Genomic DNA, 26,946 nt, shown 5'->3' with positions numbered 1-26,946 from the left:
GCTCCTGTAACAGGCGCATCCACTGCTGATCTGCTACTAGTCCCGGTACAGCTCCGCGACGAGGAACGCCAGGTCCAGGGACTGGCTGCGGTTGAGCCTCGGGTCGCAGGCCGTCTCGTAGCGCTGGTGCAGGTCGTCGACGAAGATCTCGTCGCCGCCGCCCACGCACTCGGTGACGTCGTCACCGGTGAGCTCCACGTGGATGCCGCCCGGGTGGGTGCCCAGGCCCTTGTGGACCTCGAAGAAGCCCTTGACCTCGTCGAGCACGTCGTCGAAGCGACGGGTCTTGTGGCCGGAGGCCGCCTCGTAGGTGTTGCCGTGCATCGGGTCGGTGATCCAGGCGACGGTCGCGCCGGAGGCGGTGACCTTCTCGACCAGCTCGGGCAGCTTGTCGCGGACCTTGTCCGCGCCCATCCGCACGATGAAGGTGAGGCGGCCCGGCTCGCGGTCCGGGTCGAGGCGCTCGATGTACTGGAGCGCGTCCTCGGCCGTCGTCGTCGGGCCCAGCTTGATCCCGATCGGGTTGCGGATCTTGGAGGCGAACTCGATGTGCGCGCCGTCCAGCTGGCGGGTGCGCTCACCGATCCAGACCATGTGGCCCGAGACGTCGTACAGGCTGCCCGTACGCGAGTCGACCCTGGTCAGCGCCGACTCGTAGTCCAGCAGCAGCGCCTCGTGCGAGGAGTAGAACTCGACGGTCTTGAACTCCTCCGGGTCGGTCCCGCAGGCCCGCATGAAGTTCAGCGCCTGGTCGATCTCGCGCGCCAGCTGCTCGTAGCGCTGCCCGGACGGGGACGACTTCACGAAGTCCTGGTTCCAGGCGTGCACCTGGCGCAGGTCCGCGTAGCCACCCGTGGTGAAGGCGCGCACCAGGTTGAGCGTGGAGGCGGAGGCGTTGTACATCCGCTTCAGGCGCTCGGGGTCCGGGATGCGGGCCTTCTCGTTGAACTCGAAGCCGTTGACCGAGTCGCCGCGGTACGTCGGCAGGGTCACGCCGTCACGGGTCTCGGTGCCCTTGGAGCGCGGCTTGGAGTACTGGCCGGCGATACGGCCGACCTTCACGACCGGCACCGAGGCGGCGTACGTCAGCACGGCGCCCATCTGGAGCAGGGTCTTGAGCTTGTTGCGGATGTGGTCGGCGGACACCGCGTCGAAGGCCTCGGCGCAGTCGCCGCCCTGGAGGAGGAACGCCTCTCCCTTGGCGACGGCCGCCAACCGGGCGCGCAGCTGATCGCACTCGCCCGCGAAGACGAGCGGCGGATACGACTCGAGGTCCGCAACGACTGCGCGCAGAGCCTCGGTGTCGGGGTACTCGGGCTGCTGCGCCGCGGGCAGGTCTCGCCAGGTGTTGCCGGCGCTCTGGCCGGTCTTAGCGTTCACGGTCACGGCCTCAACATTACGGGGTCGTGTCGCGTCGTTTTCGCACGGCTCGACAGGTGAGACGCACCCATGCTCAGGTGCGCGTGGGGTAAGGTGCGTCGCATGTTCGCGCACTCGACCCAGAACTGGTGGTGGACCGCTCATCCGGCGGCCCACTGACTGCGCGTACGCAAGACTTCGCGAAGGCCGCCCGAGGGGCGGCCTTCGGCGTTTCCGGGGTCCGTTCCTCCCAGTGAACTCTCACCGAGAAGGACAACGGACCCATGCATCTGATCGACCTGCTCGACGATCCCCGCCCGTTCGCCCTGCTGCGCCGTCGTACGCCGGGCCATGACGAGCGGACCGTGGAGCTGCTGCTCGGCCCGGTCACCACGTACGACCGTCTCGCCGACCTCCCCGACGAAGGCCTCGCCCTGGTTCCCTTCCGCCAGATCCGCGAGCGCGGCTTCGACGTGCGGGACGACGGGACGCCGCTCGCGGTGCTGACGCCCGAGGAGACCCACACGCTGGATCTGGAGGAGGTCCTGGCCCAGCTCCCGGCGCACGACGTGCGTGTCGAGCGCGGTGGCTTCGACGTCGGCGACGAGGAGTACGCCGGGATCGTCGGGCGCGTGCTGCGGGAGGAGATCGGGCAGGGCGAGGGCGCGAACTTCGTGATCCGGCGGACGTACGAGGGTGAGATCCCGGGGTTCGGAAGAGCCGATGCCCTCGCCCTGTTCCGGCGACTCCTCGAAGGTGAGCGCGGCGCGTACTGGACTTTCGTCGTCCACACCGGTGACCGGACCCTCGTCGGCGCCAGCCCCGAGGTGCATGTGCGCATGTCCGGCGGCACGGTCGTCATGAACCCGATCAGCGGGACGTACCGCTATCCCGCCGAGGGGCCGACGCCCGAGCACCTGCTCGACTTCCTCGCCGACGGCAAGGAGATCGAGGAGCTGTCGATGGTCGTCGACGAGGAGCTCAAGATGATGTGCACCGTCGGCGACATGGGCGGGGTCGTCATCGGGCCGCGGCTGAAGGAGATGGCTCATCTCGCGCACACGGAGTACGAGCTGCGCGGGAAGTCATCGCTGGATGTGCGGGAGGTGCTGAAGGAGACCATGTTCGCGGCGACCGTCACCGGCTCGCCCGTGCAGAACGCCTGCCGGGTCATCGAGCGGCACGAGGTCGGGGGGCGCGGCTACTACGCGGGGGCGCTGGCGCTGCTGGGGAAGGACTCCGGCGGGGCCCAGACCCTGGACTCCCCCATCCTCATCCGCACCGCGGACATCGACGCGGACGGCCGGCTGCGGGTACCGGTCGGCGCCACGCTCGTCCGCGGCTCGGACCCGGCGGGCGAGGTGGCCGAGACGCACGCGAAGGCGGCGGGGGTGCTGGCGGCGCTGGGCGTGCGTGCGCGGCGGCCGCGCGAGGAAGGCGTACGTCCCCGGCTGGCCGACGACCCCCGGGTGCGGGCCGCTCTCGACGGTCGCCGGTCGTCGCTCGCCCCGTTCTGGCTGCGGATGCAGGAATCCCCCGGGAAGGACGCGGAGCTCACCGGCCACGCCCTGGTCGTGGACGGCGAGGACACCTTCACGGCGATGCTCGCGCACGTCCTGCGGTCCAGCGGGCTGGAGGTCACCGTCCGGCGGTACGACGAACCCGGTCTGCGCGAGGCGGTCCTCGCCCATGAGGGTCCGGTGGTCCTGGGCCCCGGTCCGGGCGACCCCTGCGACCTGACCGACCCCAAGATGGGCTTCCTGCGTGACCTGACCGCCCACGTCGTCCGCGAGAACCGGCACGGTGTGCTCGGCGTCTGCCTCGGGCACGAGCTGCTGGCGGCCGAGCTGGGCCTGGAGATCGTACGGAAGGAAGTGCCCTACCAGGGCGCGCAGACGACGGTCGACCTGTTCGGGCGGCCGGAGACCGTGGGCTTCTACAACAGCTTCGTGGCGCACTGCGACGACGAGACGGCGGCCGAGCTGGCGGCGCACGAGGTCGAGGTCAGCCGGAGCGCCGCGGGCGAGGTGCATGCCCTGCGCGGGCCGGGCTTCGCCGGGGTGCAGTTCCACCCGGAGTCGGTGCTCACGCTGAACGGTGCCGCGGTCGTACGGGAGTTGGTGGGTCAGCTGCGCGGGACGAGCACGTTCTCGGAGCGGCGGCCGGCCTTGTAGTCGAGGACGTTGCGCACCGTGGCGTCGACGATCTGGCCGACGGCGTCCTCGGTGTAGTACGCCTGGTGGGACGTGACCAGGACGTTCGGGAAGGTGACCAGGCGGGCCAGGGTGTCGTCCTCGATGGCCTCCAGGGACTTGTCGAGGAAGAACAGGCCCGCCTCCGCCTCGTACACGTCGAGGCCGACGCCCGCGAAGCGGCCGGCGCGCAGCTCGTCGACGAGGGCCGTGGTGTCGATCAGGCCACCGCGGCTGGAGTTGACCAGGATCGCGTCGTCCTTCATCGCCTTCAGGGCGTCGGCGTCGATGAGGTGCTCGGTCTCCGGCATCAGCGGGACGTGCAGGGTGACGAGATCGGACTCGGCGAGGAGCTGTTCCTTGGGGACGTACTCCATGCCGAGTTCCCTGCAGGCGGGGTTCTCGGCGACGTCCCATCCCAGCAATCGCATGCCGAAGCCGTGGGCGATCCGGGTGAAGGCCTCGCCGATCTTGCCGGTACCGAGGACGCCGGCGGTGCGGCCGCGCAGGTCACGGCCCATCAGGCCGTCGAGACGGAAGTCGAAGTCCCGGGTGCGGGTGGAGGCGCGGACGATACGGCGGTTGACCGCCATCGCGAGGGTCCAGGCGAACTCGGCGACGGAGTACGGCGAGTAGTACGAGACCCGGGCGACCGTCAGGCCGAGCCGTTCGGCGACCTTGAGGTCGATGTTGTTGAACCCGGTGGACCGCTGGGCGATCATCCGTGTGCCGCCGGCCGCGAGGACTTCCAGGACACGGGCGCCGAGTTCGGCGTTGACGCTGGTGGAGATCACCTCGTAGCCGGCCGCGATGGGGGCGGTGTCCTCGTTGAGGAAGACGTCGAGGCAGCGGACCTCGTGGTGGTCCCGGAAGGCCCGCTGGATCAGGGGCTTCTCGTCCGCCTGGACACCGAAGGCGAGAATCTCCACGCGGCCCTCCGGGGTGCGCCGGAATTGTCTGGTACTGGCGAATATCTCACAGACCCCTACGGAGCCGCTCCGTCAGGGCGCGGCCCTGCTGCGGGGACGGGCGGGGTTCGGCGAGGCGGCTGTGGAGACGAGCGAGATGCAGGTCCACGGTGGCCTCGACGAGCTCCGCGTAGGCCTCGGCGGCGAGCGCGGCCCTTCGCCGCGCGACGGCGGCGGTCACCACGGCGATCAGCGCGGCCGGCCACCAGCACAGGGCGAGCGGCAGATACAGCAGCGCCCAGCCACCCAGCGCGAACGCGGCGTCCAGGCGGGTCCGGGTCTCGGTGAGGGTGTCGCGGGTGGACGTGGGGAGAAGGAGCCACAGACGGGGCCAGACGGTGGCGAGGTCGATGCCGTACTCGGCCCCGAGGCGGACGGCGGGAGCGTGGAGACGATCCCCGAGGCGCGTGGGATGTTCGGGACGGATCAGGGAGCGGGCGTTGCGCCGGGCGGCATGGACCGCGGCGTGCCGGTCGTGGTGGGCGGCGATCCCGGCGTAGCGGGCGGCGCGGGTGGCGTGGTGCTGCGCGGGTCGAGCGGGGGTGCTGCCGGTGGGGCGGGCCGGGGCGGGGCCGGAGGGGGCGGTGGCGTGGGCCGCGACGGAGCCGGCGGTACGAGCCGCGACGGAGCCGGCGACCTCAGCCACGTCGGGATCGACGGACGAAGCGGCACCGGCGCGGGCCCGGGCGGGGAGGGGAGCCGTGGCGGGCTGGGTGATGTCGGGACCGGTGGCGGAGAGGCCGGTGGCGTGGGCCGCAACGGAGCCGGCGCCCTCAGCCACGTCGGGATCGACCGACGAAGCCGCACCGGAGCGGGCCCGGGCGGGGAGGGGAGTCGTGGCGGGCTGGGTGATGTCGGGACCGGTGGCGGAGAGGCCGGTGGCGTGGGCCGCGACGGAGCCGGCGCCCTCAGCCACGTCGGGATCGACCGACGAAGCCGCACCGGACCGGGCCGGGTCCGGGACAGTGGCATGGGTCGCGTCGGGACCGGCGGTGGGGTGGGCCGGGTCCGGGGTGGTGGCTGAGCGGGCGGCGGGAGGGGTCCCCGTGGCCTGGGTCCGAGCGGTCTGTCTCTCGGCGTGGCGGGCGGCCTGGGTCGAGGTGAGCTGTCTGCGGGCGGCTGCCTCCGCCAGGGCGCGCTGGCTGCGGTAGGAGGTGTCCTCGGCGGTCCAGGCTCTCTCGCGGCGGGCGGTCAGGCGGGCCGAGAGGGCGGTGAAGGGGTGGGGCCACGGGCCGCACAGGGCTCGTTCGACCGGGCCGGCGAGTGCCTGGGCGAGGGCGCCGACGGCGGCGGAGACGGGGACCGCGGCGAGGATCAGCAGGACGGCGCGGGCGACCACGCTGTCCTGCTGCCCGGGGTCGCCCTCGGTGAGCGCGGTGAAGCCGTCCCACAGGGCACGCCAGTCATGCCGGCCGCTCCGGCCGAGCCGCACGACGGCCGCCGCGACGAGCAGATAGGCGAGGCCCGGCAGGACAAGCAGGGTGAACCACCGCTCGGCCAGCTTCCGGCCGAGCTCGGCGAGGAATCCCGTCACCGGATGTCCCTCATACGTCGGGGACGAAGGTCAGTACACGCTCGTGGAGCAGGCACTCGGGTGGGCCCTCACCGGCGAAGCGCTGCTCCACACGCTGACAGGCATCGATCGGGCAGAGGTAGCGGCCGGGGACGGGCGGGCCGGGAGCGGCGACCGGGGTAGGGGCGTGACGTCCGAGCAGCGGATCGGTGATGGCAGGGGCGAGGGAGCGGAGCACCTCACCGAAGTCCGCGCCCTCGCGCAGCCGCCGTACGGCCTGTTCGAACTCCGCCCGCCGGGGACCGCTCAGCATCCGCAGTACTGCCAACTCCCGGCAGAAATCGGCGTGCAGCGTGCTCAGCGCGGCGGGATCGTCCGGAAGTGCCATGGTCCGATCGTAGGACCCCGCACCCCTCTCACGCCCCCGAATGCACATGCGCCGCCCAGCTCAACGGCCGCTCCGGACACCGCACTCGAAGCCGTCGTACGGCGCGGTGCAGCGCGAGTGCCGCGGGCGGCGCCCCCGGCCCCGCCGCCGCCAGCTCGCCGTAGACACCCTCCGCGATCTCGGCCGACGTGTCGTCGTCGGCCCGCCAGAGCGTGCCGATCACCTGCGAGAAACCGGCGAGTTGGAGGGAGCCTGCGAGGTGCAGGGCCTCGTCGGGCAGCCGGGTTCCGCCCAGTGCCGTCTCGCACGCCGAGAGATACGCGAACTCGGCGGCGGGCAGCCGGAGTCGGGTCATATCCCGCACGGACAGCGTGCCGCCGGGCAGCAACAGCCGTCCCTCGGAGGGCTGTTCGGGGTCCTGGACGCCGTGGCAGGCGAAGTGCACCCAGGAGTGCCCGGCGAGCGCGACCCGTACGGCGTCGGCGTGGGCCGCGTCCCCGGACAGCAGCGTGCCGCCGACCGTGCGGTGGGCGAGCTCGGCCTCGCGCAGGGCGCCCGGCAGCGGGGCCTGGCCCGGCGTCTCCGGTACGGCGACGATGAGCGGCTCCCGGTCCACGGGCACGGCACGGTCCCGGGCTCGCAGCAGGGCCGTGAGGCTCGGGGTGTACGAGGAGACGACCCGGTCGGGCACGGCGCCGGCGGCGTGCAGCGGCAGGAAGGTCAGCGGTCCGGAAGGGCACCACCACAGGCGGGGCGGTTCCTGGCCGGGCGGGGGCGGTCCGGTGATGTCGAGGGCGTCGAGGACCGGCTCGGCGACCGTGCTCCACAGCCACTCCAGGAGGTCGCCGACGGACTGCTCGGCGAAGGCCCGGGCCAGCCCGGAGCGCCCCGCCGCGGCGACCGCCTGGAAGAGCAGCTCGCCGCGCTCCCGGGCCTCTGCGTGGGTGAGGCCGGGCAGCGGGCAGACCGTGAGGTCCGTGCCGTCGAGCAGCAGCGCGTGCCCGGTGCCTTCCTCGCTCACGGTGACGACCACGACCGGCCCCCGCACTCCCGCGGGCAGGAGCTGTCCGGCTCGGGGCGGCCGCAGGAAGTCCGTGAAACCGTCCCGGGCACGGATCGCGTCGAGGGTCTCGTGCCATTCACGGGCCAGCCGGTGCCGGCGGTCGGCAGCCGCCGCGGAGGGGTCGTCGGTGACCTGTTCGAGTGCTCGGCGCACCGTGTCGAAGCGGATGGCGAGTTCGGGTGCGGCGGCTGCCAGGTCCTCGGTCTCGGTGCGGAGTTCGAGAGCCTGGGCGGCGAGGATGCCGCGGCCGGCCTCCAGCAGCTCCAGCGCGTCGCGCGGTTTCCCGGCAGCCAGTGCGATCTTCGCGGCGAGCGACCCCAACTCCGTTTCGCTGAGCGTCTTTTCCTGATCGGAACGGTCGGCGCCGCGCCACACCACGAGGGGCAGTGTCTCGATCGCGGCCCGCGCGGCGGTGAGGGCGCGCTCCGTGTCGCCGGTGGCGTGGGCCACCTCCGCCAGCCGCAGCGCGGCCGAGACGTTGTGGGCCGGGGGCTGGGCCGGATCGGCGGCCAGCTCGGCGTTGACGGCGATCGCCTGGTCGACGATGGCGTCGTGGTTCCCGTCCGCCGCCGCGATGTCGCCCAGGACCCAGGACACGGCCCCCAGGCCGCCGCCGCGCAGCGGATGCCCGGACGGCGCGAGCCGCAGACACTTCCGGGCGGCTGCCAGAGCCAGGTCCAGATCCTCCCGGTCACCGCCGATGCGGTGTCGCTCGCGCAGCGCGTGCGAGAGGTTGCCGTACAGGAGGGTGCGGCGCAGCACATCCGCCGGAGCCTCCCGCAGGGCCGTCTCGTAGTGGCGTACGACGGTCTCGGCGGCCTCGATCCCGGCGTCGGGCAGCTGGGCGCGGGCCAGGAGGACGCTGCCGAGCGGGACCGCCAGGCCGCTGGGCTCCGTGGTGGTCATGGCTCGTTCCACCAGGCGCTGCGCCCGGTCGAGTTGGGCACTGTCCTTGGTCTCGCGGGCGTACCGGACCAGCAGGGAGGTCGCGTTGCCCAGGAGCACCGGGAGCTCCGCGGCGACGACCGCCATGTGTCCGGCCAGCCGCTCCGCCTCGTCCACCGCATCGCGCAGTGAGGCCAGGTGCCCGGTGCGGGTGTGCCGTTCGGCCAGGGCCAGGACCAGGGCGACCCGCAACTGGTCGGGGGCCTCGGTGTTCCCGCGGTCGGACAGCTCGGCGTTCCCGTGGTCGGGCAGAGCGGCGAGTCCTTCACGGCAGTGGTGCACCGCCTCGTCCAGCACGGCCGGGTCCCCGCCGGAGCGGCAGCGGTGGACGAGCACCGTGGCGAGCAGCGACAGGGCCAGGCCTCGGTCGGCGGCGGAGCGGGTGTGTTCCAGGGTGCGGCGGGCGGCCTCTTCGACGGGGCCGTAGTCGGGCACGGCCATGGCCTCGGAGTGGGCGAGCAGCAGGAGACAGCGCGCACGCAGGGGCCTGAAGTCGCCGGCGTGCGCTCCGTCGGGGGCAGTCAGCCGGGTCACGGTCGTCAGAGCGCGGGTGATCACCTCGTGGTCGCCGGTCTCGCGGTACTCGTGCATCGCGGCGGCGCCGTACGAACTGACCGCCTCTGCCGAGGTGTCCGGCCCCGACAGGCCCTCCGCCATGAGGTCCAGCGCGCGCCGCCGGTCCGCGGTGTCGCCGCGCAGCTGGTAGCGGTACTGCAGATGCCGGCCGAGATGGGCGGCGTATTTGAGCGGCTGGGCCGCGTGGAGCTCCTCGTAGGCCTCGATGGCCTCGTCGAGGATCTCCGGGTCGTGCCGGCGGGCGAAGCGCTGGGCGAGCAGATCCGCGTACACGTGCTCCACCCTGTTCCTGATCCGGGGGTACAGCGGATGCCGGCGGACCGTGCGCTGCAGCTCCAGTGCCTCGTCGAACCGTTCGACGCTGTTGCCCGCCCCGAGGACGGCCTCGATGGAGGTGCTCATCGCCCGGGTCGCGAAGTAGAGCCACTCGGGGCTCGCCGGGTCGGTACGGGAGAGCGCGGTCCGGGCGAGGTGGGGAGCGTCCGCGAGGAGTGCGGGGTTCCGCATTCGGCGGGCGCGGTCGGTGAGCAGCTCGGCGAGACGGCAGGCGCGGGCGGCGGAGGGTGTCGCGGGCGGAGCGGATTCGTGGGCGGCACGGGCGTGGGCGATGGCCGCGTCCTCGTCGCCGGAGTCGTCGCCGTCCCGGAAGCGCTGTTCCGCGGCGAGTGAGAGGAGTTCGTGCATCGCGGCGCGCCGGGGGTCGTCCGGGGCGGAACCGCTCAGACAGCGCGTGCCGCACAGGAGGGTGGCGTCCAGGCACCAGCGGCGGAGGTGCGCGGGGGTGCCCTCGTCCCGGGCGTGGTCGAGGAATCCGGCGGTCATGCGGCCGGCGGCGTTCACCGTCTCCGCGTCGACGCGGGCCGTCGGGTCGACCAGGGGGCGCAGGTCGGGGGGCGTGGCCGCGGGGCGCGCGCGGTGCAGCAGGGCGAGGGCGAGCAGGACCGCCGCGTGCTCCGGCGGATGGCCGCCCCGCCCGCCCCTGGCGTCGACCGACCGCCCGGCCGCCCGGAGCAGTTCGCCGAGCCCGGCCACCTGCCGCGGCGAGGGAGTCGGCGGCACCCCGCCGTCCCGGACGGCGGGCCAGACCGTGGCGAGTTCCCCCTCGTGCCGCTCCAGCAGCGCCCGCAGCTCCCGCCCGCTCCACCACCCGACCATCGGTCCTCCCCCCGTGACATCTATGCCGAACGCCGCCACGGTAACCGCGGCGGCGCTCAGATGTCGCACAACTCGAGTCACAGGAAGGGGAGTTGTTCCCGGCCCTCGGTCTCAGCCGAAGAACACCCCGACCTCCTCGTACAGCTTCGGGTCCACCGTCTTCAGCTTGGCCGTCGCCTCCGCGATCGGCACCCGCACGATGTCCGTGCCCCGCAGCGCGACCATCTTTCCGAAGTCGCCGTCCCGGACGGCCTCGATGGCGTGCAGGCCGAAGCGGGTGGCGAGCCAGCGGTCGAAGGCGCTGGGGGTGCCGCCGCGCTGGATGTGCCCGAGGACCGTCGTACGGGCCTCCTTGCCGGTCCGCTTCTCGATCTCCTTGGCCAGCCACTCGCCGACCCCGGACAGCCGGACGTGTCCGAAGGAGTCCAGCGACTCGTCCTTGAGGACCACGTCGCCGTCCTTGGGCATGGCCCCCTCGGCGACGACCACGATCGGGGCGTACGAAGCCTTGAAGCGGGAGGTGATCCAGGCGCAGACCTGGTCGACGTCGAAGCGCTGCTCGGGGATGAGGATGACGTTGGCGCCGCCGGCCAGCCCCGAGTGGAGGGCGATCCAGCCCGCGTGCCGGCCCATGACCTCGCAGACCAGGACGCGCATGTGGGACTCGGCGGTGGTGTGCAGCCGGTCGATCGCCTCCGTGGCGATGCCGACCGCGGTGTCGAAGCCGAAGGTGTAGTCGGTGCCGGACAGGTCGTTGTCGATGGTCTTCGGTACGGCGACGACGGGGACGCCGTACTCGTCGTTGAGGCGTGCGGCCACGCCCAGGGTGTCCTCGCCGCCGATGGCGATGAGCGCCTCGACCTCCTGCTTGGCGAGGTTCTCCTTGATGCGGCGGATGCCGCCCTCCGCCTTCAGCGGGTTGGTCCGCGAGGAGCCGAGGATGGTGCCGCCGCGGGGCAGGATGCCGCGCACGGCGGGGATGTCGAGGCGGACGGTGTCGTTCTCCAGTGGTCCTCGCCAGCCGTCCCGGAAGCCGACGAAGTCATAGCCGTACTCCTGCACGCCCTTGCGGACGATGCCCCGGATGACGGCGTTGAGCCCGGGGCAGTCGCCGCCTCCGGTCAGTACTCCGACCCGCATGGAAATGTCCCTTCGCCGCGGTTGCCTGTGAGGGTCACGCTAATGGTGATCCAGGTCACACAGCGATGGGTGGGAAGGGCAATTCCGGTGAATCAGCGGGTCGTTGGTTTACGCGTCGTCAAGCCGGCGCTTCTACTCGTCGTCGAGCCCGCGCTCTATGGCGTACCGGACGAGCTCGACCCGGTTGTGAAGCTGCAGCTTGCCCAGGGTGTTCTGGACGTGGTTCTGGACCGTGCGGTGCGAGATGACCAGACGCTCGGCGATCTGCTTGTAGCTCAGGCCCTTGGCGACCAGCCGCAGCACCTCGGTCTCCCGGTCGGTGAGCTGCGGCGCCTTGGGCTGGTCGGTGTCCGGGGCGGGCGCGGGCTCGGAGGCCAGCCTGCGGTACTCCCCGAGGACGAGTCCGGCGAGGCCGGGCGTGAAGACGGGGTCCCCGACAGCCGTGCGGCGCACCGCGTCCAGGAGTTCCTCGGTGGACGCCGACTTCAGCAGATAGCCGGTCGCGCCCGACTTCACGGCCTCGAGGACGTCCGCGTGCTCACCGCTCGCCGACAGCACGAGAACCCGCAGCGCCGGGTTGTGCCCGACGAGTTCCTTGCAGACCTGGACGCCGGGCTTCAACGGCAGGTTCAGGTCGAGCACGAGCACATCCGGCCCGGCGGCCTTGGCACGGCGTACGGCCTGGTCGCCGTCGCCCGCTGTGGCCACCACGTCGAAGCCCGACGCGTCCAGGTCACGGGCGACCGCGTCGCGCCACATCGGGTGGTCGTCGACCACCATCACCTTGATCGGGCCCTGGTCACTCATCGCTGTCCTGCCTTCCCCCGTGAAACCTTCGGTACCTTCAGCTCGACCTCCGTGCCCTGCCCGGGCACCGAGATCAGTTCGGCGCTGCCGCCGAGTTCGCTCAACCGCCCCCGGATCGACAGGGCCACCCCCATCCGCCCCTCCCCCTCGGCCTGCGCGAGCCGCCCCTCGGGGATGCCGGGCCCGTCGTCCCGTACGGTCACCACGACCTCGTCGGGCTCGTCCTCGACGAGGATCCACGCACGCGCATGCTCACCGGCATGCTTCCGTACGTTGTCCAGGGCGGCCCCCACCGCGGCGGCCAGCTCCTTCGCGGCGGCCGGGGTCAGTTCCACCGGGGCACCGGGCTCGGCGAAGCTGACCTTGGCGGCGGCGAACGGGGCGAGCAGCGCGCGAAGATCGACGGGACCCTCGGGGTCCGGCTCGTCGACGGCTCGTACGACCGCACCCTGTGCCGCGTCCTCGGACACCCACGAGACGGGCCTCAGCCCACCGGAGACCAGCGTGCGCAGCGCCACCTCCTGCTCGCCGGCCATCCGGCCCAGCTCGGCCGCCTCGCCGCCGATGACGGCACCGCGCCGCTGCACCATGGCGAGCACCTGGAGAACGCTGTCGTGGATGTCCCGCGCGAGCCGCTCCCGCTCCCTGGTCGCGGCCTCGATCTCCAGGGCGCGGGCGAGGGTGCGCTCGGAGGCGCGGGCGACCTCGACGACGTAGCCGATGGCGATGGAGGCGACCCAGACGAGGATGACGTTGTGGACGGTGTCCCGGGCCGGGTGGCCGCGCTCGATCAGGTTGGCGGCGGCGACCGGTGTGGAGGCGAACGCGGCCCAGCGCCAGCCGCCCTTGATGGCGTACGCGAGGACCGAGCCGGCGGTCCATATCGACGGCAGGGTGGGGCCACCGGTGTCGATGTGGTGGTCGCTGACGGCCAGCGGGGTCAGGAGGATGCCGGTGATCGCGACGGCGAGGTCCACGGCCAGGAAGCGCTTGGTGCAGGCGGCCTCGTTCTGGACCCGGGGCAGGGTGGCGAGCGTCCAGCCGCACAGGACGACGTAGTACGCGACGGCGATGCCCGGCCGGTCGTAGTTCTCGTAGTTGGTGGCGAACAGTCCGACCGCGTACAGCATGGTCAGTACCCGGTATCCGGTGAGCGCACGCCACAGCGGCAGCTCCACCGACATCCTCATCACACGCTCACGCCTGGCCATGTCCCCACCCCCGGCCCCGAAGCCCCGTCAGGACTCGGAGCGTTCCTTCTCAGCCTTCGCGAGTGCGGCCTTCGCCGCCTTCTCCGCTTCCTTCTCGGCCTTCGCCGCGTCCGAGATCTGCCGCTTGGCGGCGGTCGCGTACATGTCGACGTACTCCTGGCCGGAGAGCTTCATGATTTCGTACATGACCTCGTCGGTCACCGCGCGCAGCACGAAACGGTCGTGCTCCATGCCCTGGTACCGGGTGAAGTCCAGCGGCTCGCCGATGCGGATGCCCGGCCGCATCAGCTTGGGCATCACCTGCCCGGGCGGCTGGATCTTCTCGGTGTCGATCATGGCGACCGGGATGACGGGCGCGCCGGTGGCGAGCGCCACGCGCGCGAGGCCGCCCGGCTTGCCCCGGTAGAGGCGGCCGTCGGGCGAGCGCGTGCCCTCCGGGTAGATCCCGAACAGCTCACCGCGCTCCAGCACCTCGATGCCGGCCTTGACCGCCGCCTCGCCCGCGCCGCGCGCACCGGAGCGGTCCACGGGGAGCTGACCGGCGCCCTTGAAGAACGCGGCCGTGAGCCGGCCCTTCAGCCCCGGCGTGGTGAAGTACTCCGCCTTGGCGATGAAGGTGACCTTGCGGTCGAGGACCGCGGGCAGGAAGAAGGAGTCCGAGAAGGACAGGTGGTTGCTCGCCAGGATCGCGGGGCCCGCGGCGGGGATGTTCTCGAGGCCTTCCACCCAGGGCCTGAAAGCGACCTTCAGCGGCCCGCCGATGGCGACCTTCATCGTTCCGTACAACAACCCCGTGCCTCCTGTGTCTGTCGGTGAGACCTTAACCCGGAGCGCTGCCAAAGGGCCCGACGACCCTGGTCGGTGTCAGTGCGGTCGCGTACGGTGAACCACACCTGGACTCGTTCACATCCTTCTCATGAACAGGAGACCGAAGGTGCCGGTCCTCCCTGGAGCCGAGCCGTTCCGCCACGAGGGCGGGGAGACAGGCGTCCTCCTCTGCCACGGCTTCACCGGTTCCCCGCAGTCGCTCCGCCCTTGGGCGGAGTACCTCGCCGAGCGCGGTCTGACCGTGTCCCTGCCCCTCCTTCCGGGGCACGGCACCCGCTGGGAGGACATGGCACTCACCGGCTGGCAGGACTGGTACGCCGAGGTGGACCGCGAGCTGCGGGCCCTGCGCGAGCGCTGCGCCCAGGTGTTCGTGGCGGGTCTGTCCATGGGCGGCGCCCTCGCCCTGCGACTGGCCGCCAAGCACGGAGACGCGGTCAGTGGAGTGGTGGTCGTCAACCCGGCGAACCGTATGCACGGCCTCGCGCCGTACGCCCTTCCGGTGGTGCGCCATCTGCTGCGGACGACGCCGGGGATCGCCGACGACATCGCCAAGGAGGGTGCTCACGAGCTGGGATACACCCGGGTGCCGCTGCACTCCGCGCACTCCCTGCGGCAGTTCTTCCGCATGGTCGACGGTGAGCTCCCGCAGGTCACCCAGCCGCTGCTGCTCCTGCGCAGCGCCGAGGACCATGTGGTGCCGGCGGCCGATTCCGCGCGCGTGCTGAGCCGGGTGTCCTCGACGGACGTATCGGAGATCGTGCTGGAACAGAGTTACCACGTGGCGACGTTGGACCATGACGCGGAGCGGATCTTCGAGGAGAGCTTCGCGTTCATCGGCCGGCTCGCAACCGGTATCGGCAAGGAAGGGACGGCCGCACGTGGCTGAGCACGACTCCGACCGCGAGGACCGCGAGCCGGACGAGCAGGGCGTGCCCTTCGACGAGGCGGCCGCCTGGGAGGCGATCGTCGCCGGGTACGGCGACGAGCCGAAGGATCCGCCGGGCTCCAAGCCGTTCAAGTCGGTGGAGGACCTGGCACTGCTGGAGCCGGAGACCAACTCCGAGGAGCCGAAGGAGGACGAGAAGCCCGCCTCGGCCAAACCGCTGGGCAGCTCCGTCGCCTTCGCGCCCGGTGTCGGCCCGCGTGACTACACGGCGCCCGAGCCGGTGGAGGAGGACTTCGACGAGGACGACGAGGGCCACTTCGTCCCGCCGGAGCCGCCGCCGCTGCCGGCCGCGGACACCACCGCGAAGTTCGCGTGGCTGGCTGTCATGGGCGGCCCCCTGCTGCTCCTGCTGGCGATACTGCTCAGCTGGGACATGACCTGGTGGCTCGCCACCATCGGCATCGGCGGTTTCCTGGGCGGGTTCGCGACGCTCGTGATGCGGATGCGGACGGATGAGGACGAGGACGACGACCCGGGGCGCGGGGCTGTCGTCTGAGTCTCAGCTCGCCGGAACTCTGAGGGCGGCCAGGACCGGAAGATGGTCCGTGGCCGCCCTCAGGTCTGTCCCGGTGACGCCGGGGAGTTCGAGCGGTACGCCGCAGCCGAGCACCTCGATGCCCTTCGTCGCGAAGATCGCGTCGATGCGCTGGTGGGGTTCGGTGCGGGTCCAGGTGTGTTCGGCGCCGTCGGGGGCCGTGGCCCAGCAGTCCTGGAGAGTGTCGGAGAGACGGGTGAACGTGCGGCCGCCCGGGCGTTCGTTGAGGTCGCCGCCCGCGATCGCGTGCTCCACGCCCAGTGCGGCCAGACGGTCCAGGAGCATGCCGCCCTGCTCGTAGCGCTCGTCCTTCCGCAGGGAGAGGTGGCAGCTGAGTACGCCGAGGCGGGCGCCGCCGATCCGGACGACCGCGGTGGCGAAACCGCGTCGGTGCTGTCCTGGTGCGAGTGGGAGAAGGACGTCTTCCGTGCGCTCGACCGTGGTGCGGAGGTTGCACAGGATCGCCGGTCCCGCGGCTGTGGCACCGCCGGTGAGGGTGACGAGGTCCGCCGCGCGGGCCAGGCGGGCGAGTTTCTTGCGCCAGCGGAAGAAGCGGGGGGCTTCTTGGACGAGTACGAGGTCCGGTGCGCAGGCGCGGATGATCCTTGCCAGCGCGTCGGTGTCGTCCCGCATGGAGCGGATGTTGTAGCTCAGGACTCGGACGAGGGCTGAATCGTCGGATGCCATGGTGAGCAATTTACGCCTGATGACGAGGGGCGCGAGGGAGATGTGCGACTGCCGGATCGTCGTGGCTCGTCGCGCAGTTCCCCGCGCCCCTGAGTGGGTCACCCTGCCCCCGACTACATGATCGGGTCGGGTTCCCTCGCCAGGTCCGCCGCGCCCACCAGTCCGGCCTTGTTGCCCAGCTGGGCCGCGATCACGTCCGCCACCGGACGCCAGTTGCCGCCGACCAGCCAGCGCTTGTAGGACTTGCGGATCGGGTCGAGGACCAGTTCGCCCTCGTCCGAGAGGCCGCCGCCGACGATGAACGCGGACGGGTCGAAGAGGGAGGCGAGGTCGGCGAGGCCGGCGCCGGCCCAGCGGGCGAGCTCACGGTAGGAGTCCACGGCGACCGGGTCGCCCTGGCGGGCGGCCATGGAGATGTGCTTGCCCTCGATGCCGTCGGGGCTGCCGTCGCCGAGGCCGAGGAGGAGCTCGGCGTTCTCCGGGGTGGCGTTGGCGCGCTGCTTGGCGTACCTCACCAACGCGCGCCCCGACGCGTACTGCTCCCAGCAGCCCTGCGAGCCGCAGCCGCACAGCAGACCGTCCGGGACCATCCGGATGTGGCCGAACTCGGCGGCGACACCGAAGTGGCCGCGGCGCAGCTTGTTGCCGATGATGATGCCGCCACCGAGGCCGGTGCCGAGCGTGATGCAGATGACGTTGCGGTGGCCCTTGCCGGCGCCGAACTTGTACTCGCCCCACGCGGCCGCGTTGGCGTCGTTCTCGACGACGACGGGGAGGCCCACGCGGGCCTCGACCTTCTCCTTCAACGGCTCGTTGCGCCAGTCGATGTTGGGTGCGAAGTAGACCTCCGAGCGCTGCCGGTTGACGTAACCGGCAGCACCGATACCCACGCCGACGATCTCGTGCCCGGCGCGCGCGCCGTCCACCGCGGAGGCGATGGCGTCCACGATGCCCTCGGGCGTGCCCGGGGTCGGCACCTTGTGGGTCGAGAGGATGTTGCCTTCCTCATCGACCACGCCGGCCGCGATCTTCGTGCCGCCGATGTCGACGCCGATGGTGAGTCCCATGAATCCCTCAGTTTCGGTCGAGCCCCGCTACGGCCCACCGTACCCGAGGGCCTGCCGCCAGACTCCCGTCGTCCGCCCGCAGGGACCTCTAGTCCAGGTCGATGCGCTCGCCCGGTCCGGAGTCGTCGCCCCGGTCCTGACGGGGCTCTTCCGGGGCCTTCGGATCGGTGGTCCGCTGGGTCCAGCGCTGCTCCTGGGCCTGGACGGCGGAGCGGTAGGCGGCCAGCAGTTCGGTGCCCGCCGCGGCCAGGTGGTCGAAGACGTCCGGGTTGCGCTCGATGACGGGCTCGACGGCGGCCTTGGCCTGCTGGACGACCTGGTGCACCACCTGCTGGGCGGCGGGTCCCGCGACCGCTCCGAAGAGGGGCGACTGGAGCGAGGACAGCTTGTCGGTGACGGCGTCGACGAGCTTGCGCAGTTCCTCGGCGGCCGACCCCGCGGGCTGGCCGTACTCGGCGCGACGGCGGGCCTTCTCCGCCGCGAGGTCCTCGGCACAGGCCGTCGCCCAGGCGTCGGCGTCGGTGGCCCGCACCTCGTCGACAGCCTCACGACCGACGGCGTCTGACGGGGGGAGCTCTTCGCTCATGACGGACTCCTGACTGCGGTTCGTCCCTACGACGTTACCCGAATGGGCGTACCACGTTCACCGTGTCTCCGGCCAGAGGTCCGGGTCCGGCGCGAACCGGATGCACAGCTCCCCGTCGCGCAGGGCGGCGCCGGCGACGGTGCAGCGACGCAGGGCGGAGGGAAGGGGCACGATACGGCGGAACTGCCCGGCGGTGACCACGATTTCGTCGCCGCGCCGGATGAGGTCGAGCTCGTCGCGTATCGCGCCGGGCAGCGGGATGTGCCAGACGAGCACACCGTCGTCGGCGAGGCGGTCGGCGACGGACCATTCGACGGCGGAGGTGGCGCCGTCGACACCGGGGACGGTGAGGGCGGCGAGGTCGTCGGTGCCGCGCGGGTCGTGGCCGAGGTGGCGGACCGGTCGTACGGCGTGCGTCTCCTGCCACTCCTCCAGCGCTTTGCGCTGCTGGGCGGCGAGACCGGCGAGCCAGGTGTCCTGAGCCTGCTCGGGCAGGACCCGGTTGGCCACCAGGACGTCGGGGCGCAGGCCGCGCAGGGCGAGGGCGAGGCCGGCGGAGCGCACGGCGTCGGCGCCGGCCGGGCCGGGCTCGGCGACCAGCCGTACGACGGTGTTCCGGTCCGCGACGACCGCCTCGACCGCGGCCAGCTCCATGTCCCACCGCGCGGCGGTCTCGTACAGCCACTCCGAGGGCATCGGCACCCCGGCCAGCCGTCCGAGCATGGGCCGCAGCGCACGGGCCGCCTGTCGCTCGGGCGGCAGGAGACGGCGCAGATAGCGGCGGAGTTCCTCGGGCAGGGCGAGCAGCGCGAGCGCCTGCTGAGTGGGCGGAAGGTCCACGACGAGCAGGTCGTGCCGCTCGGAGAGGGCCGCGTCGCGCAGGGCGCGGAGCAGGGTCAGTTCCTCGGCGCCGGGGAGGGGGGTGACCTCCTCGGCGTCCAGCCGGGAAGCACCGAGAAGATCGAGAACGTTGGCGGCACGCTCCTGGAAGGCGGCGAGGTCGTCCCGGAACCCGGCGGTGGCGTCGGGCCGCCAGGCGGTGAGCCCCTCACGGACCCGCACCGGCGTCGCCCCGGTCGCCGTTCCGAGCACCGCGCCGAGGCTGTCGGTGCGATCGGCGCTCAGCACGAGCGTGCGAACGCCGGACAGGGCGGCGGCGAGAGCGGTGGCGGCCGCAACGGTCGTACGACCGCTACCACCAGGCCCGGTGATCAGGAGGGTGTGCATGGGACTGAACGGTAGTCCCCCTACTTCGCCCCCGACTCCACCCGCTTCTTCAACCCGGCCAGCGCCCGGTCGATGATGACCTTCTCGGCCTTGCGCTTGATCATCCCCAGCATCGGGATCTTGACGTCGACCGTCAGCAGATAGGTGACCTCGGTCGACCCGCTGCCCACCGCCTTCAGGATGTACGACCCGTCCAGCGAACGCAGCATCTGGGACTTCACCAGCGTCCAGGAGACCTCGTTCTCACCGGTCCACGTGTATCCGAGGACCTGGTCGTCCTTGATCGCCCCCGCGTCCATGACGAGCCGCACCTGCTCGGCACGCCCCTGTGCGTCGGTCGCGAGGACCTCCGCCTCCTTCACCTCGCCGGTCCAGTCCGGATAGCGGGCGAAGTCGGCGATCACCCCCATGACATCGGCCGGTGCCGCCTCGATCGTGATGCTCGAGCTGGTGTGTTCCGCCATCGCTGTGGCTCCTCCAGATGCGGGCCGGTAGGGCAGGTCGTGCTGCGCACGTGTGTGCAGCGTGAAGGCTACCGCGCACGTGAGCGCCCGACTTCACCGCCCACTCACCATTCCAGGGCCCAGGGTCTGCCGCTCCCCGCGAAGTGCCCCACGTTCACGCACTCGGTCGCCCCGATCCGCATCCGCCGCACCAGCGGCTGATGGACGTGCCCGAACAGGGCGTACCGGGGCCGGGTGCGCCGGATCGCGTCCAGCAGCGCCCGGCTGCCCCGCTCGAAGCGGCGCGCGACGGTGTCGTAGACCAGCTCCGGCACCTCGGGCGGGATGTGCGTGCACAGCACGTCGACCTCGCCGACCGCCTCGATCTTCGCCGCGTACTCCTCGTCGCTGATCTCGTACGGCGTGCGCATCGGTGTCCTGAGCCCGCCGCCCACGAACCCGAACACCCGTCCCCCGATCTCCACCCGCTCGCCGTCCAGCACGGTGGTGCCGGGTCCGGCGTACTCCGGCCACAGTGGTGGCATGTCGACATTGCCGTAGGTGGCGTACGTCGGTGTCGGGAAGGCCGCGAACATCTCGGCGTACTGCTTGCGTACCGCTTTCTCGATCGCGGCCGCCCGGTCGGTGCCGATGCCGGCCCACAGCCGGGCGCCGAACTCGCGGGCCTCCTCGAAGCGGCGGGCCGTGCGCAGTTCGACGATGCGGTCGGCGTTCTCCGCTCCGAACAGGTCGGGGAAGATGCCGCGCGAGTGGTCGGCGTAGTCGAGGAAGAGGACCAGGTCACCCAGACAGATCAGGGCGTCCGCGCCCTCGCCGGCTCTGGCCAGGTCACGGGCGTTGCCGTGCACGTCGCTGACCACATGTACGCGTGTCCTCCGGTTACCGGCCGGTGTGGGTGCCATGACGATCAAGGGTAGGCGTGTGCGGCATACGTGAACAGTGGCGATGGGGCCTGCGGTTACTGGCTAGTCATCAAATGGGTGGACTACTGTGCGCGAAAAGAAGCACCAATCTGTGTGACGCAGCGAACATCTCGCCGGACCCCCCTGTCGGAGACGCCATACCGGCGGGTAACGTCCGGGCAGTCCAGTCGTGCTCAGGATTTCAACAAGTGGCGCAACCACAGAAGATCCCGAGCACCTGCCCGAGCCTTGGACCGCACCGTCGCATCGCACAACGTCGTGGCGCCGGCGCCCTATGAGGAGCAGCAGTCTTGCGCGAGTTCAGCCTTCCGGCTTTGTACGAGGTCCCTGCGGACGGCAATCTCACGGACATCGTCCGTAGAAACGCCGCGCAGCATCCCGACGTCGCCGTGATCGCCCGCAAGGTGGGCGGTGTCTGGCAGGACGTGACCGCCACGACCTTCCTGGCCGAGGTCCACGCCGCCGCCAAGGGCCTCATCGCCTCCGGGGTCCAGCCCGGCGACCGTGTCGGCCTGATGTCGCGCACCCGCTACGAGTGGACGATGCTCGACTTCGCGATCTGGTGCGCGGGCGCGATCACCGTGCCGGTGTACGAGACCAGCTCGGCGGAGCAGGTCCAGTGGATCCTCTCCGACTCGGGCGCCACCGCCATCGTCGTCGAGCTGGACTCCCACGTGGCCGCCGTCGAGTCGGTGCGCGACGGGCTGCCCGCCCTGAAGCACATCTGGCAGATCGAGGCCGGGGGCGTGGAGGAGCTGGGCCGGCTCGGCAAGGACATCAGCGACGCCGCCGTCGAGGAGCGCAGCTCGCTCGCCAAGGCCGACGACCCGGCGACCATCGTCTACACGTCCGGCACCACCGGCCGCCCCAAGGGCTGTGTGCTGACCCACCGCAGCTTCTTCGCGGAGTGCGGGAACATCGTGGAGCGCCTGCGCCCGCTCTTCCGCACGGGCGACTGCTCGGTCCTGCTCTTCCTCCCGCTCGCGCACGTCTTCGGACGGCTCGTGCAGGTCGCGCCGATGATGGCGCCGATCAAGCTCGGTCTCGTGCCGGACATCAAGAACCTCACCGACGAGCTGGCGTCCTTCCGGCCGACCCTGATCCTCGGTGTCCCGCGCGTCTTCGAGAAGGTCTACAACTCGGCCCGGGCCAAGGCGCAGGCGGACGGCAAGGGCAAGATCTTCGACAAGGCCGCCGACACCGCGATCGCGTACAGCAAGGCGCTGGACACCCCGTCGGGCCCGTCGCTGGGTCTGAAGATCAAGCACAAGACCTTCGACAAGCTGGTCTACAGCAAGCTGCGCGCGGTCCTGGGCGGCAAGGGCGAGTTCGCCATCTCCGGCGGCGCCCCGCTCGGCGAGCGCCTCGGTCACTTCTTCCGCGGCATCGGCTTCACGGTCCTGGAGGGCTACGGCCTGACCGAGTCCTGCGCGGCCACCGCCTTCAACCCCTGGGACCGCCAGAAGATCGGCACGGTCGGCCAGCCGCTGCCCGGCTCGGTGGTCCGGATCGCGGATGACGGCGAGGTCCTGCTGCACGGCGAGCACCTGTTCACGGGCTACTGGAACAACCCGGGCGCGACCGAGGAGGCGCTGGCCGACGGCTGGTTCCACACCGGCGACATCGGCACCCTCGACGAGGACGGCTACCTCAGGATCACCGGCCGCAAGAAGGAGATCATCGTCACCGCGGGCGGCAAGAACGTCGCCCCGGCCGTGATCGAGGACCGCATCCGCGCGCACGCGCTGGTCGCGGAGTGCATGGTGGTGGGCGACGGGCGGCCGTTCGTGGGCGCGCTGATCACCATCGACGAGGAGTTCCTGGGCCGCTGGGCGGCCGAGCACGGCAAGCCGGCGGGTGTCACCGCGGCGTCGCTGGTCGACGACCCGGATCTGAACGCGGCGATCCAGGCCGCGATCGACGACGGCAACGCCGCGGTGTCGAAGGCGGAATCGGTGCGGAAGTTCCGCATTCTCTCCTCCCAGTTCACGGAGGACTCGGGCCACCTGACGCCGTCCCTGAAGCTCAAGCGCAACGTGGTGGCGAAGGATTACGCGGACGAGGTCGAGGCGATCTACCAGAAGTAGCAGGCCCTCTGAAAGAGCGTCATGGCGCGGTGTCCTCCACGAGGACCCGCGCCATCGTCCGTTCGGCGAGCGCCGTGATCGTCACGAACGGGTTCACCCCGATCGATCCGGGCACGAGCGAGCCGTCGGTGACGTACAGCTTCGAATACCCCTTCACCCTCCCGTAGTTGTCGGTCGCCCTGCCCAGCACACAGCCACCCAGCGGGTGGTAGGTGAAGTCGTCGGCGAAGGTCCGGTTGGTCGAGCCGAACAGGTCGGTCCGGTAGATCGTGGTGTTCGCCGAGTTGATCCGGTCGAAGAGCTTCTTGGCCATGCCCGAGGACACGGCGCTCTGCGCGGCGGTCCAGCCGAGGTTCACGCCGCCCGTGGCGCTGTTGTACGTGAACGTCGCGCGCTGCGGGTTCTTGGTGATCGCCAGATAGAGGCTGACCCAGTGCTCCAGTCCCGTGGGTAAAGGAGCGATCTCCGCGAAGACGGGGTTGGCGGTGTTCGCCCAGTCGTCGATGCCCATGACCGGCATGGTCGACTGGTTCGCCCCGACGGTGTCCCACAGGTGGTTGGCGCGGCCGAGCATCGTGTTGCCGTTGGGTCCCCAGCCGGCGCCGACGCTCGCGTCCAGGGCGGGCAGGGTGCCCGTGTCCCGGGCCCGGACGAGGAGTTCGGTGGTGCCGAGGCTGCCGCCGCCGAGGAAGAGGTAGGTGCAGCCGTACTGCTTGGTCTCGACGACCGTGCCGGCGTCGTTGATGCGGTCGGCGGTCAGCACGTACGTGCCGTCGCTCGCCCGGCTGACGGCCCTGACCCGTTCCATGGTGTTGATGGTGACGTTGCCGGTGCCGAGCGCGGCGGCGAGATACGTCTTGTCGAGGCTCCTCTTGCCGTGGTTGTTGCCGTAGATGACCTCCTGCGCGAGAGCCGACTTGGTCGCCGTGCCGGCGGCCTCCTTCTGCATGTGGGCGAAGTCGTAGGTGCTGGGCACGAAGGTGGTCCTCAGACCGGTGTTCTGGGCGTGCTTGCGGGAGATGCGGGAGAACCGGTACCACTCCGTCGACTCGAACCACGTGGGGTCGACGGTGTTGACGCCGAGCATGGAGTTGGCGCGCGGGAAGTAGGTGCCGTACATCTCGTCGGCGTCGACGGTGGGGAACTGCTCGGCGAAGTACGACTTCAGCGGGGTCACCGCCATGCAGCCGTTCACCAGGGAGCCGCCGCCGACACCCCGCCCCACGAACACGGACATGTTGGCGAAGCGCACCCGGTCCAGGACGCCCGGGTACAGGCCGATGTCCTTGTTGACGACGTCCAGCCACAGGAAGGTGGCCAGCGGCGCCTCGGTGCGGGTGCGGAACCACATGGAGCGCTGGTCCGGGTCGGCGGTGGAGCAGAAGACCTTGCCGTCGGAGCCGGGGGTGTTCCAGAGCCGGCCCATCTCGATCATGATCGTGCGGATGCCCGCCTGGCCGAGGCGGAGGGCGGCCACGGCGGCGCCGTAGCCCGAACCGACCACGATGGCGGGGGCGTTGTCGACGGCGGCCGGTTCTACGGCCTGTGCCGACTGGAGACCGATGCGGGTGAGACCTGCGGCGGCGGCCGTCTGGAGGGCGGCCATGCCCAGTATGTGACGTCTCGTCAGCTGACGCTGCATCAGTTTTGCTGTCATGCGCGCAGCATCGGCGGATTATCCGCTTCCGGCTATAGCAACGTCTTCAACTTTTCCGCCAACAGATCCCAGCGCCACTTCTCTTCGACCCACTCCCGCCCCCGCTCCCCCATCCGGCTCCGCAGTTCCGCGTCCGCGAGGAGTACGACGACGCGCTCGGCCGTCTCCTCCACCGAGCCGCCCCGCACCACCCAGCCGGTCTCGCCGTCCAGTACGGCATCCGGGGCACCGCCCGAGTCCCCCGCCACCACCGGCAGCCCCGTCGCCGACGCCTCCAGGTACACGATCCCCAGCCCCTCGACGTCCAGCCCGCCCCGACGGGTCCGGCAGGGCATGGCGAAGACGTCCCCGGCGCCGAAGTGCGCGGGCAGCTCGGACCAGGGCACCGCACCGGTGAAGCGGACGGAGTCGGCGACCCGGGTCTCCGCGGCGAGCCTGCGCAGCTCCTTCTCGTACGGCCCCCCGCCGACGATCAGCAGCACCGCGTCCGGCTCGGCGGCGAGGATCCGCGGCATCGCCAGGATCAGCGTGTCCTGCCCCTTGCGCGGCACGAGCCGCGAGACACACACCACCACCGGCCGGTCGGTCAGCCCGAGCCGGGCCCGCACCGCATCGCCACCCGACCCCGGATGGAAGGTCTTCTCGTCCACCCCCGGCGGCAGCTGCACCATCCGCGAGGCCGCCGCGGGCGTCAGCGCCCCGGCGATCCGCGACCGCGTGTACTCGCCGAGGTAGGTGATCGTGTCCGTGCCCTCCCCGATCCGGCGCAGCAGCTGCCGCGCGGCGGGCAGCTGGGCCCACCCCGCCTCGTGCCCGTGGGTCGTGGCCACCAGGCGCTGCGCGCCGGCCCTCCTGAGCGCGGGCGCCATCAGCCCGAGCGGCGCCGCCGCCCCGAACCACACCGACGTGCAGCCGTGCTCCCGCAGCAGTCCGACGGCCGTACGCGTGGCCGCGGGCGTCGGTAGGAGCATCGTCGTACGGTCGCGTACGACGGTGAAGGGCTGCTCGGCGTCGAAGGCGGCCGTAGCCTCGGCGCCCTCGCGGCCGCGCTTCCAGGTGGACGCGTAGACGACGAGCCGTTCCGGGTCGAGCCGCAGCGCCATGTTGTGCAGGAAGGCCTGGATACCGCCCGGCCTGGGCGGGAAGTCGTTCGTCACGATCAGGGTCTTGTGCATCGCCGCCGACCCTATCCAAAGCACCCGCCCGCCCTGGCCCAAGGCCCGCCCACAGCTCGGCGCGGCCGCGTTTATGGCAAGCACACAGGTGGACGGGACATCATGGCCATCTCAAGAGTGGCAATCTCAGGAACGGCGACGGGCGAACAGGGGCTCCGGTGGACATTGCGGGTGCGAGGCGGTCTCCGGCCGGACTGCTGGTGACCTGGGGGCTGACGCGGCTGCTGCTGCTCCTGTTCGTGCTCAAGGTCTTCGTCTTCCCCGGCCCGGACGTCACCAGCGATGTCTCCGTGATCTACCAGGGCTGGTACGACGTCCTGCGCACCGGAACGTTCCCGCTGGACGACGTCACCTGGCAGTACCCGCCGGCCGCCGCGCTCGCGATCCTCTCCCCCGGGCTGCTGCCCTTCCTCCCGTACGCGACGGCGTTCTTCGTCCTCGCCTTCCTCGCCGACCTGGTCGCCTTCTCCCTGCTGCTGTACGCGGGCCTGCGCCCCGGTCGCTCGCTGCGCGGCGCCTGGGTGTGGGTGGTGGGCGTACCGCTGCTCGGGCCGACCGTCTACGCCCGTTACGACGTGATGGTCACCGCCGTCGCGGTGGCCGCGCTGCTCGCGGGCGCCCGGCACCCCCGCGTGATGGGCGTTCTCGTGGGCTTCGGGGCGATGCTCAAGGTGTGGCCGGCGCTGTTGCTGGTCGCCGTCCGCAGGCGCAGCACCTGGATGGCTACGGCGGTCACCGCGGCCGGCCTCGCGGCCCTGTTCTCCGTCGCCATGCCCGGCGCCTTCGCCTTCCTGACCTTCCAGGCCGACCGGGGCACCGAGGTGGAGTCGCTGGGCTCCCTCGTCTTCCATGTGGCCCGGCAGTACGGCTGGGACGGCCAGGTGCTGCTCAACTACGGTTCGGTCGAGTTCCTCGGCCCCTGGGTCAACGTCGTCAGCACGGCCGCCCTCGCCCTGACCGGTCTCGCCTTCGGCTGGCTGCTGCTGTGGCGGCTGACGGCCACCCGGTTCGAGGCGCACACCGCGGCCGACGCGGCCTTCGTGGCGGTGCTGATGTTCACCACGACCAGCCGGGTGATCAGCCCGCAGTACATGGTGTGGCTGATCGGTCTCGCGGCCGTGTGCCTGTGCTTCCGGGCGAGCCGGATGGGGGTGCCCGCCCTGATCGTGCTGGTGGCGTCCTTCGTGACGGTGCTGGAGTTCCCGATCTACTTCGGCAACGTCGTCGCCAGCGACGGCCTCGGCGTCACCCTGCTGTTCATCCGCAACGGCCTGCTGGTCGTGGCGGCCGTCCTCGCGGCCGTCGAGCTGTGGCGCTCGACGGTGTCGCCCGAGGCCGAGACGCCGGTGCCCGCTCAGGCCGCGCTCACCGCCGAGGAGACCTCGGTCTCCTCCTGACGTCGGCCGCTTCGGAGCGGGGCTCCGCCACCACCCGTCGCACCCCCTCC

23 protein-coding genes are annotated in these 26,946 nt (G+C 71.4%); 6 read left to right on the top strand and 17 right to left on the bottom strand.

The window, feature by feature from the left end; all coding sequences use genetic code 11:
- Positions 1-36 precede the first annotated feature (36 nt).
- On the bottom strand, positions 37-1,386 hold the full coding sequence (locus ACWD3I_RS33420) for a class II 3-deoxy-7-phosphoheptulonate synthase (protein WP_365402295.1): 1,350 nt from the start codon (positions 1,384-1,386) through the stop codon (positions 37-39).
- 63 nt (positions 1,387-1,449) lie between these two features.
- On the opposite strand from ACWD3I_RS33420, the gene ACWD3I_RS33415 reads away from it, so the two are divergent.
- Positions 1,450-1,539: a trp operon leader peptide gene (locus ACWD3I_RS33415; protein ID WP_373463852.1), complete on the top strand. Its 90-nt coding sequence runs from the start codon at positions 1,450-1,452 to the stop codon at positions 1,537-1,539.
- A 104-nt stretch (positions 1,540-1,643) separates the two neighbouring features.
- Positions 1,644-3,533 carry an anthranilate synthase family protein gene (locus ACWD3I_RS33410; RefSeq protein WP_365402298.1) on the top strand — a complete coding sequence of 630 codons (1,890 nt, stop codon included), beginning with the start codon at positions 1,644-1,646 and terminating at the stop codon, positions 3,531-3,533.
- Here ACWD3I_RS33410 and ACWD3I_RS33405 read toward each other — a convergent pair.
- The 8 genes from ACWD3I_RS33405 to ACWD3I_RS33370 all read right to left on the bottom strand — a co-directional run bounded on the left by ACWD3I_RS33405 (position 3,485) and on the right by ACWD3I_RS33370 (position 14,091).
- Positions 3,485-4,480, bottom strand: a complete 996-nt coding sequence (locus tag ACWD3I_RS33405; protein WP_365402301.1) for a 2-hydroxyacid dehydrogenase — start codon at positions 4,478-4,480, stop codon at positions 3,485-3,487. The two genes, ACWD3I_RS33410 and ACWD3I_RS33405, sit on opposite strands and share 49 nt — an antisense overlap.
- 46 nt (positions 4,481-4,526) lie before the next feature.
- Positions 4,527-6,053 carry a hypothetical protein gene (locus tag ACWD3I_RS33400; RefSeq protein WP_365402304.1) on the bottom strand — a complete coding sequence of 509 codons (1,527 nt, stop codon included), beginning with the start codon at positions 6,051-6,053 and terminating at the stop codon, positions 4,527-4,529.
- A 10-nt stretch (positions 6,054-6,063) separates the two neighbouring features.
- Positions 6,064-6,420, bottom strand: coding sequence for a hypothetical protein (locus ACWD3I_RS33395; protein WP_365402307.1), 357 nt, complete (start codon positions 6,418-6,420; stop codon positions 6,064-6,066).
- Between the two features lie 28 nt (positions 6,421-6,448).
- Complete coding sequence (locus tag ACWD3I_RS33390; RefSeq protein ID WP_365402310.1) at positions 6,449-10,159, bottom strand: CHAT domain-containing protein; 3,711 nt, start codon at positions 10,157-10,159, stop codon at positions 6,449-6,451.
- A gap of 111 nt (positions 10,160-10,270) precedes the next feature.
- A complete protein-coding gene (locus ACWD3I_RS33385; RefSeq protein ID WP_365402313.1) occupies positions 10,271-11,299 on the bottom strand; it encodes a 6-phosphofructokinase in 1,029 nt (342 codons plus the stop codon).
- A 132-nt stretch (positions 11,300-11,431) separates the two neighbouring features.
- The gene (locus ACWD3I_RS33380) at positions 11,432-12,106 is read right to left on the bottom strand and encodes a response regulator (RefSeq protein WP_046261248.1); all 675 of its coding nucleotides are present in this window, start codon (positions 12,104-12,106) and stop codon (positions 11,432-11,434) included.
- Complete coding sequence (gene macS / locus ACWD3I_RS33375; protein WP_365402316.1) at positions 12,103-13,317, bottom strand: MacS family sensor histidine kinase; 1,215 nt, start codon at positions 13,315-13,317, stop codon at positions 12,103-12,105. The genes ACWD3I_RS33380 and macS overlap by 4 nt, the downstream gene beginning before the upstream one ends.
- A 27-nt stretch (positions 13,318-13,344) precedes the next feature.
- Entirely contained in the window at positions 13,345-14,091 is a 747-nt protein-coding gene (locus ACWD3I_RS33370) for a lysophospholipid acyltransferase family protein (RefSeq protein WP_365402392.1), read from the bottom strand.
- 160 nt (positions 14,092-14,251) lie between these two features.
- Between ACWD3I_RS33370 and ACWD3I_RS33365 the strand changes: the two genes are divergently transcribed.
- Together ACWD3I_RS33365 and ACWD3I_RS33360 are read left to right on the top strand one after the other, a co-directional pair.
- Positions 14,252-15,031, top strand: a complete 780-nt coding sequence (locus tag ACWD3I_RS33365; protein ID WP_266899679.1) for an alpha/beta hydrolase — start codon at positions 14,252-14,254, stop codon at positions 15,029-15,031.
- Positions 15,024-15,587, top strand: a complete 564-nt coding sequence (locus ACWD3I_RS33360; RefSeq protein ID WP_365402318.1) for a hypothetical protein — start codon at positions 15,024-15,026, stop codon at positions 15,585-15,587. The genes ACWD3I_RS33365 and ACWD3I_RS33360 overlap by 8 nt, the downstream gene beginning before the upstream one ends.
- A gap of 3 nt (positions 15,588-15,590) precedes the next feature.
- On the opposite strand, the gene ACWD3I_RS33355 is transcribed toward ACWD3I_RS33360, so the two are convergent.
- The 6 genes from ACWD3I_RS33355 to ACWD3I_RS33330 form a co-directional block, all read right to left on the bottom strand.
- Positions 15,591-16,313, bottom strand: a complete 723-nt coding sequence (locus ACWD3I_RS33355; protein ID WP_365402321.1) for an endonuclease/exonuclease/phosphatase family protein — start codon at positions 16,311-16,313, stop codon at positions 15,591-15,593.
- A 113-nt stretch (positions 16,314-16,426) separates the two neighbouring features.
- Entirely contained in the window at positions 16,427-17,380 is a 954-nt protein-coding gene (locus ACWD3I_RS33350) for an ROK family glucokinase (RefSeq protein ID WP_266828183.1), read from the bottom strand.
- Positions 17,381-17,468: 88 nt separating this feature from the next.
- Positions 17,469-17,966 carry a DUF5304 domain-containing protein gene (locus ACWD3I_RS33345; protein WP_365402324.1) on the bottom strand — a complete coding sequence of 166 codons (498 nt, stop codon included), beginning with the start codon at positions 17,964-17,966 and terminating at the stop codon, positions 17,469-17,471.
- Positions 17,967-18,023: 57 nt separating this feature from the next.
- On the bottom strand, positions 18,024-19,193 hold the full coding sequence (locus ACWD3I_RS33340) for an ArsA family ATPase (protein ID WP_365402327.1): 1,170 nt from the start codon (positions 19,191-19,193) through the stop codon (positions 18,024-18,026).
- Positions 19,194-19,213: 20 nt separating this feature from the next.
- Positions 19,214-19,657: an SRPBCC family protein gene (locus tag ACWD3I_RS33335; protein WP_266893534.1), complete on the bottom strand. Its 444-nt coding sequence runs from the start codon at positions 19,655-19,657 to the stop codon at positions 19,214-19,216.
- A gap of 104 nt (positions 19,658-19,761) precedes the next feature.
- A complete protein-coding gene (locus ACWD3I_RS33330) occupies positions 19,762-20,559 on the bottom strand; it encodes a metallophosphoesterase family protein (protein WP_365402331.1) in 798 nt (265 codons plus the stop codon).
- Between the two features lie 311 nt (positions 20,560-20,870).
- Between ACWD3I_RS33330 and ACWD3I_RS33325 the strand changes: the two genes are divergently transcribed.
- On the top strand, positions 20,871-22,667 hold the full coding sequence (locus ACWD3I_RS33325) for an AMP-dependent synthetase/ligase (protein WP_365402334.1): 1,797 nt from the start codon (positions 20,871-20,873) through the stop codon (positions 22,665-22,667).
- Between the two features lie 19 nt (positions 22,668-22,686).
- Here ACWD3I_RS33325 and ACWD3I_RS33320 read toward each other — a convergent pair whose 3' ends face one another.
- Positions 22,687-24,324: a GMC oxidoreductase gene (locus tag ACWD3I_RS33320; protein WP_451084252.1), complete on the bottom strand. Its 1,638-nt coding sequence runs from the start codon at positions 24,322-24,324 to the stop codon at positions 22,687-22,689.
- 32 nt (positions 24,325-24,356) lie between these two features.
- Complete coding sequence (locus ACWD3I_RS33315; RefSeq protein WP_365402337.1) at positions 24,357-25,499, bottom strand: glycosyltransferase family 4 protein; 1,143 nt, start codon at positions 25,497-25,499, stop codon at positions 24,357-24,359.
- Between the two features lie 158 nt (positions 25,500-25,657).
- Between ACWD3I_RS33315 and ACWD3I_RS33310 the strand changes: the two genes are divergently transcribed.
- Positions 25,658-26,896 (top strand): glycosyltransferase family 87 protein, encoded by a 1,239-nt coding sequence (locus tag ACWD3I_RS33310; RefSeq protein ID WP_365402340.1) that lies wholly within the window; start codon positions 25,658-25,660, stop codon positions 26,894-26,896.
- Positions 26,897-26,946: the final 50 nt, after the last annotated feature.

Source organism: Streptomyces sp. NPDC002817, assembly GCF_053592055.1.
This window is presented reverse-complemented; position numbering and strand designations above follow the sequence as displayed.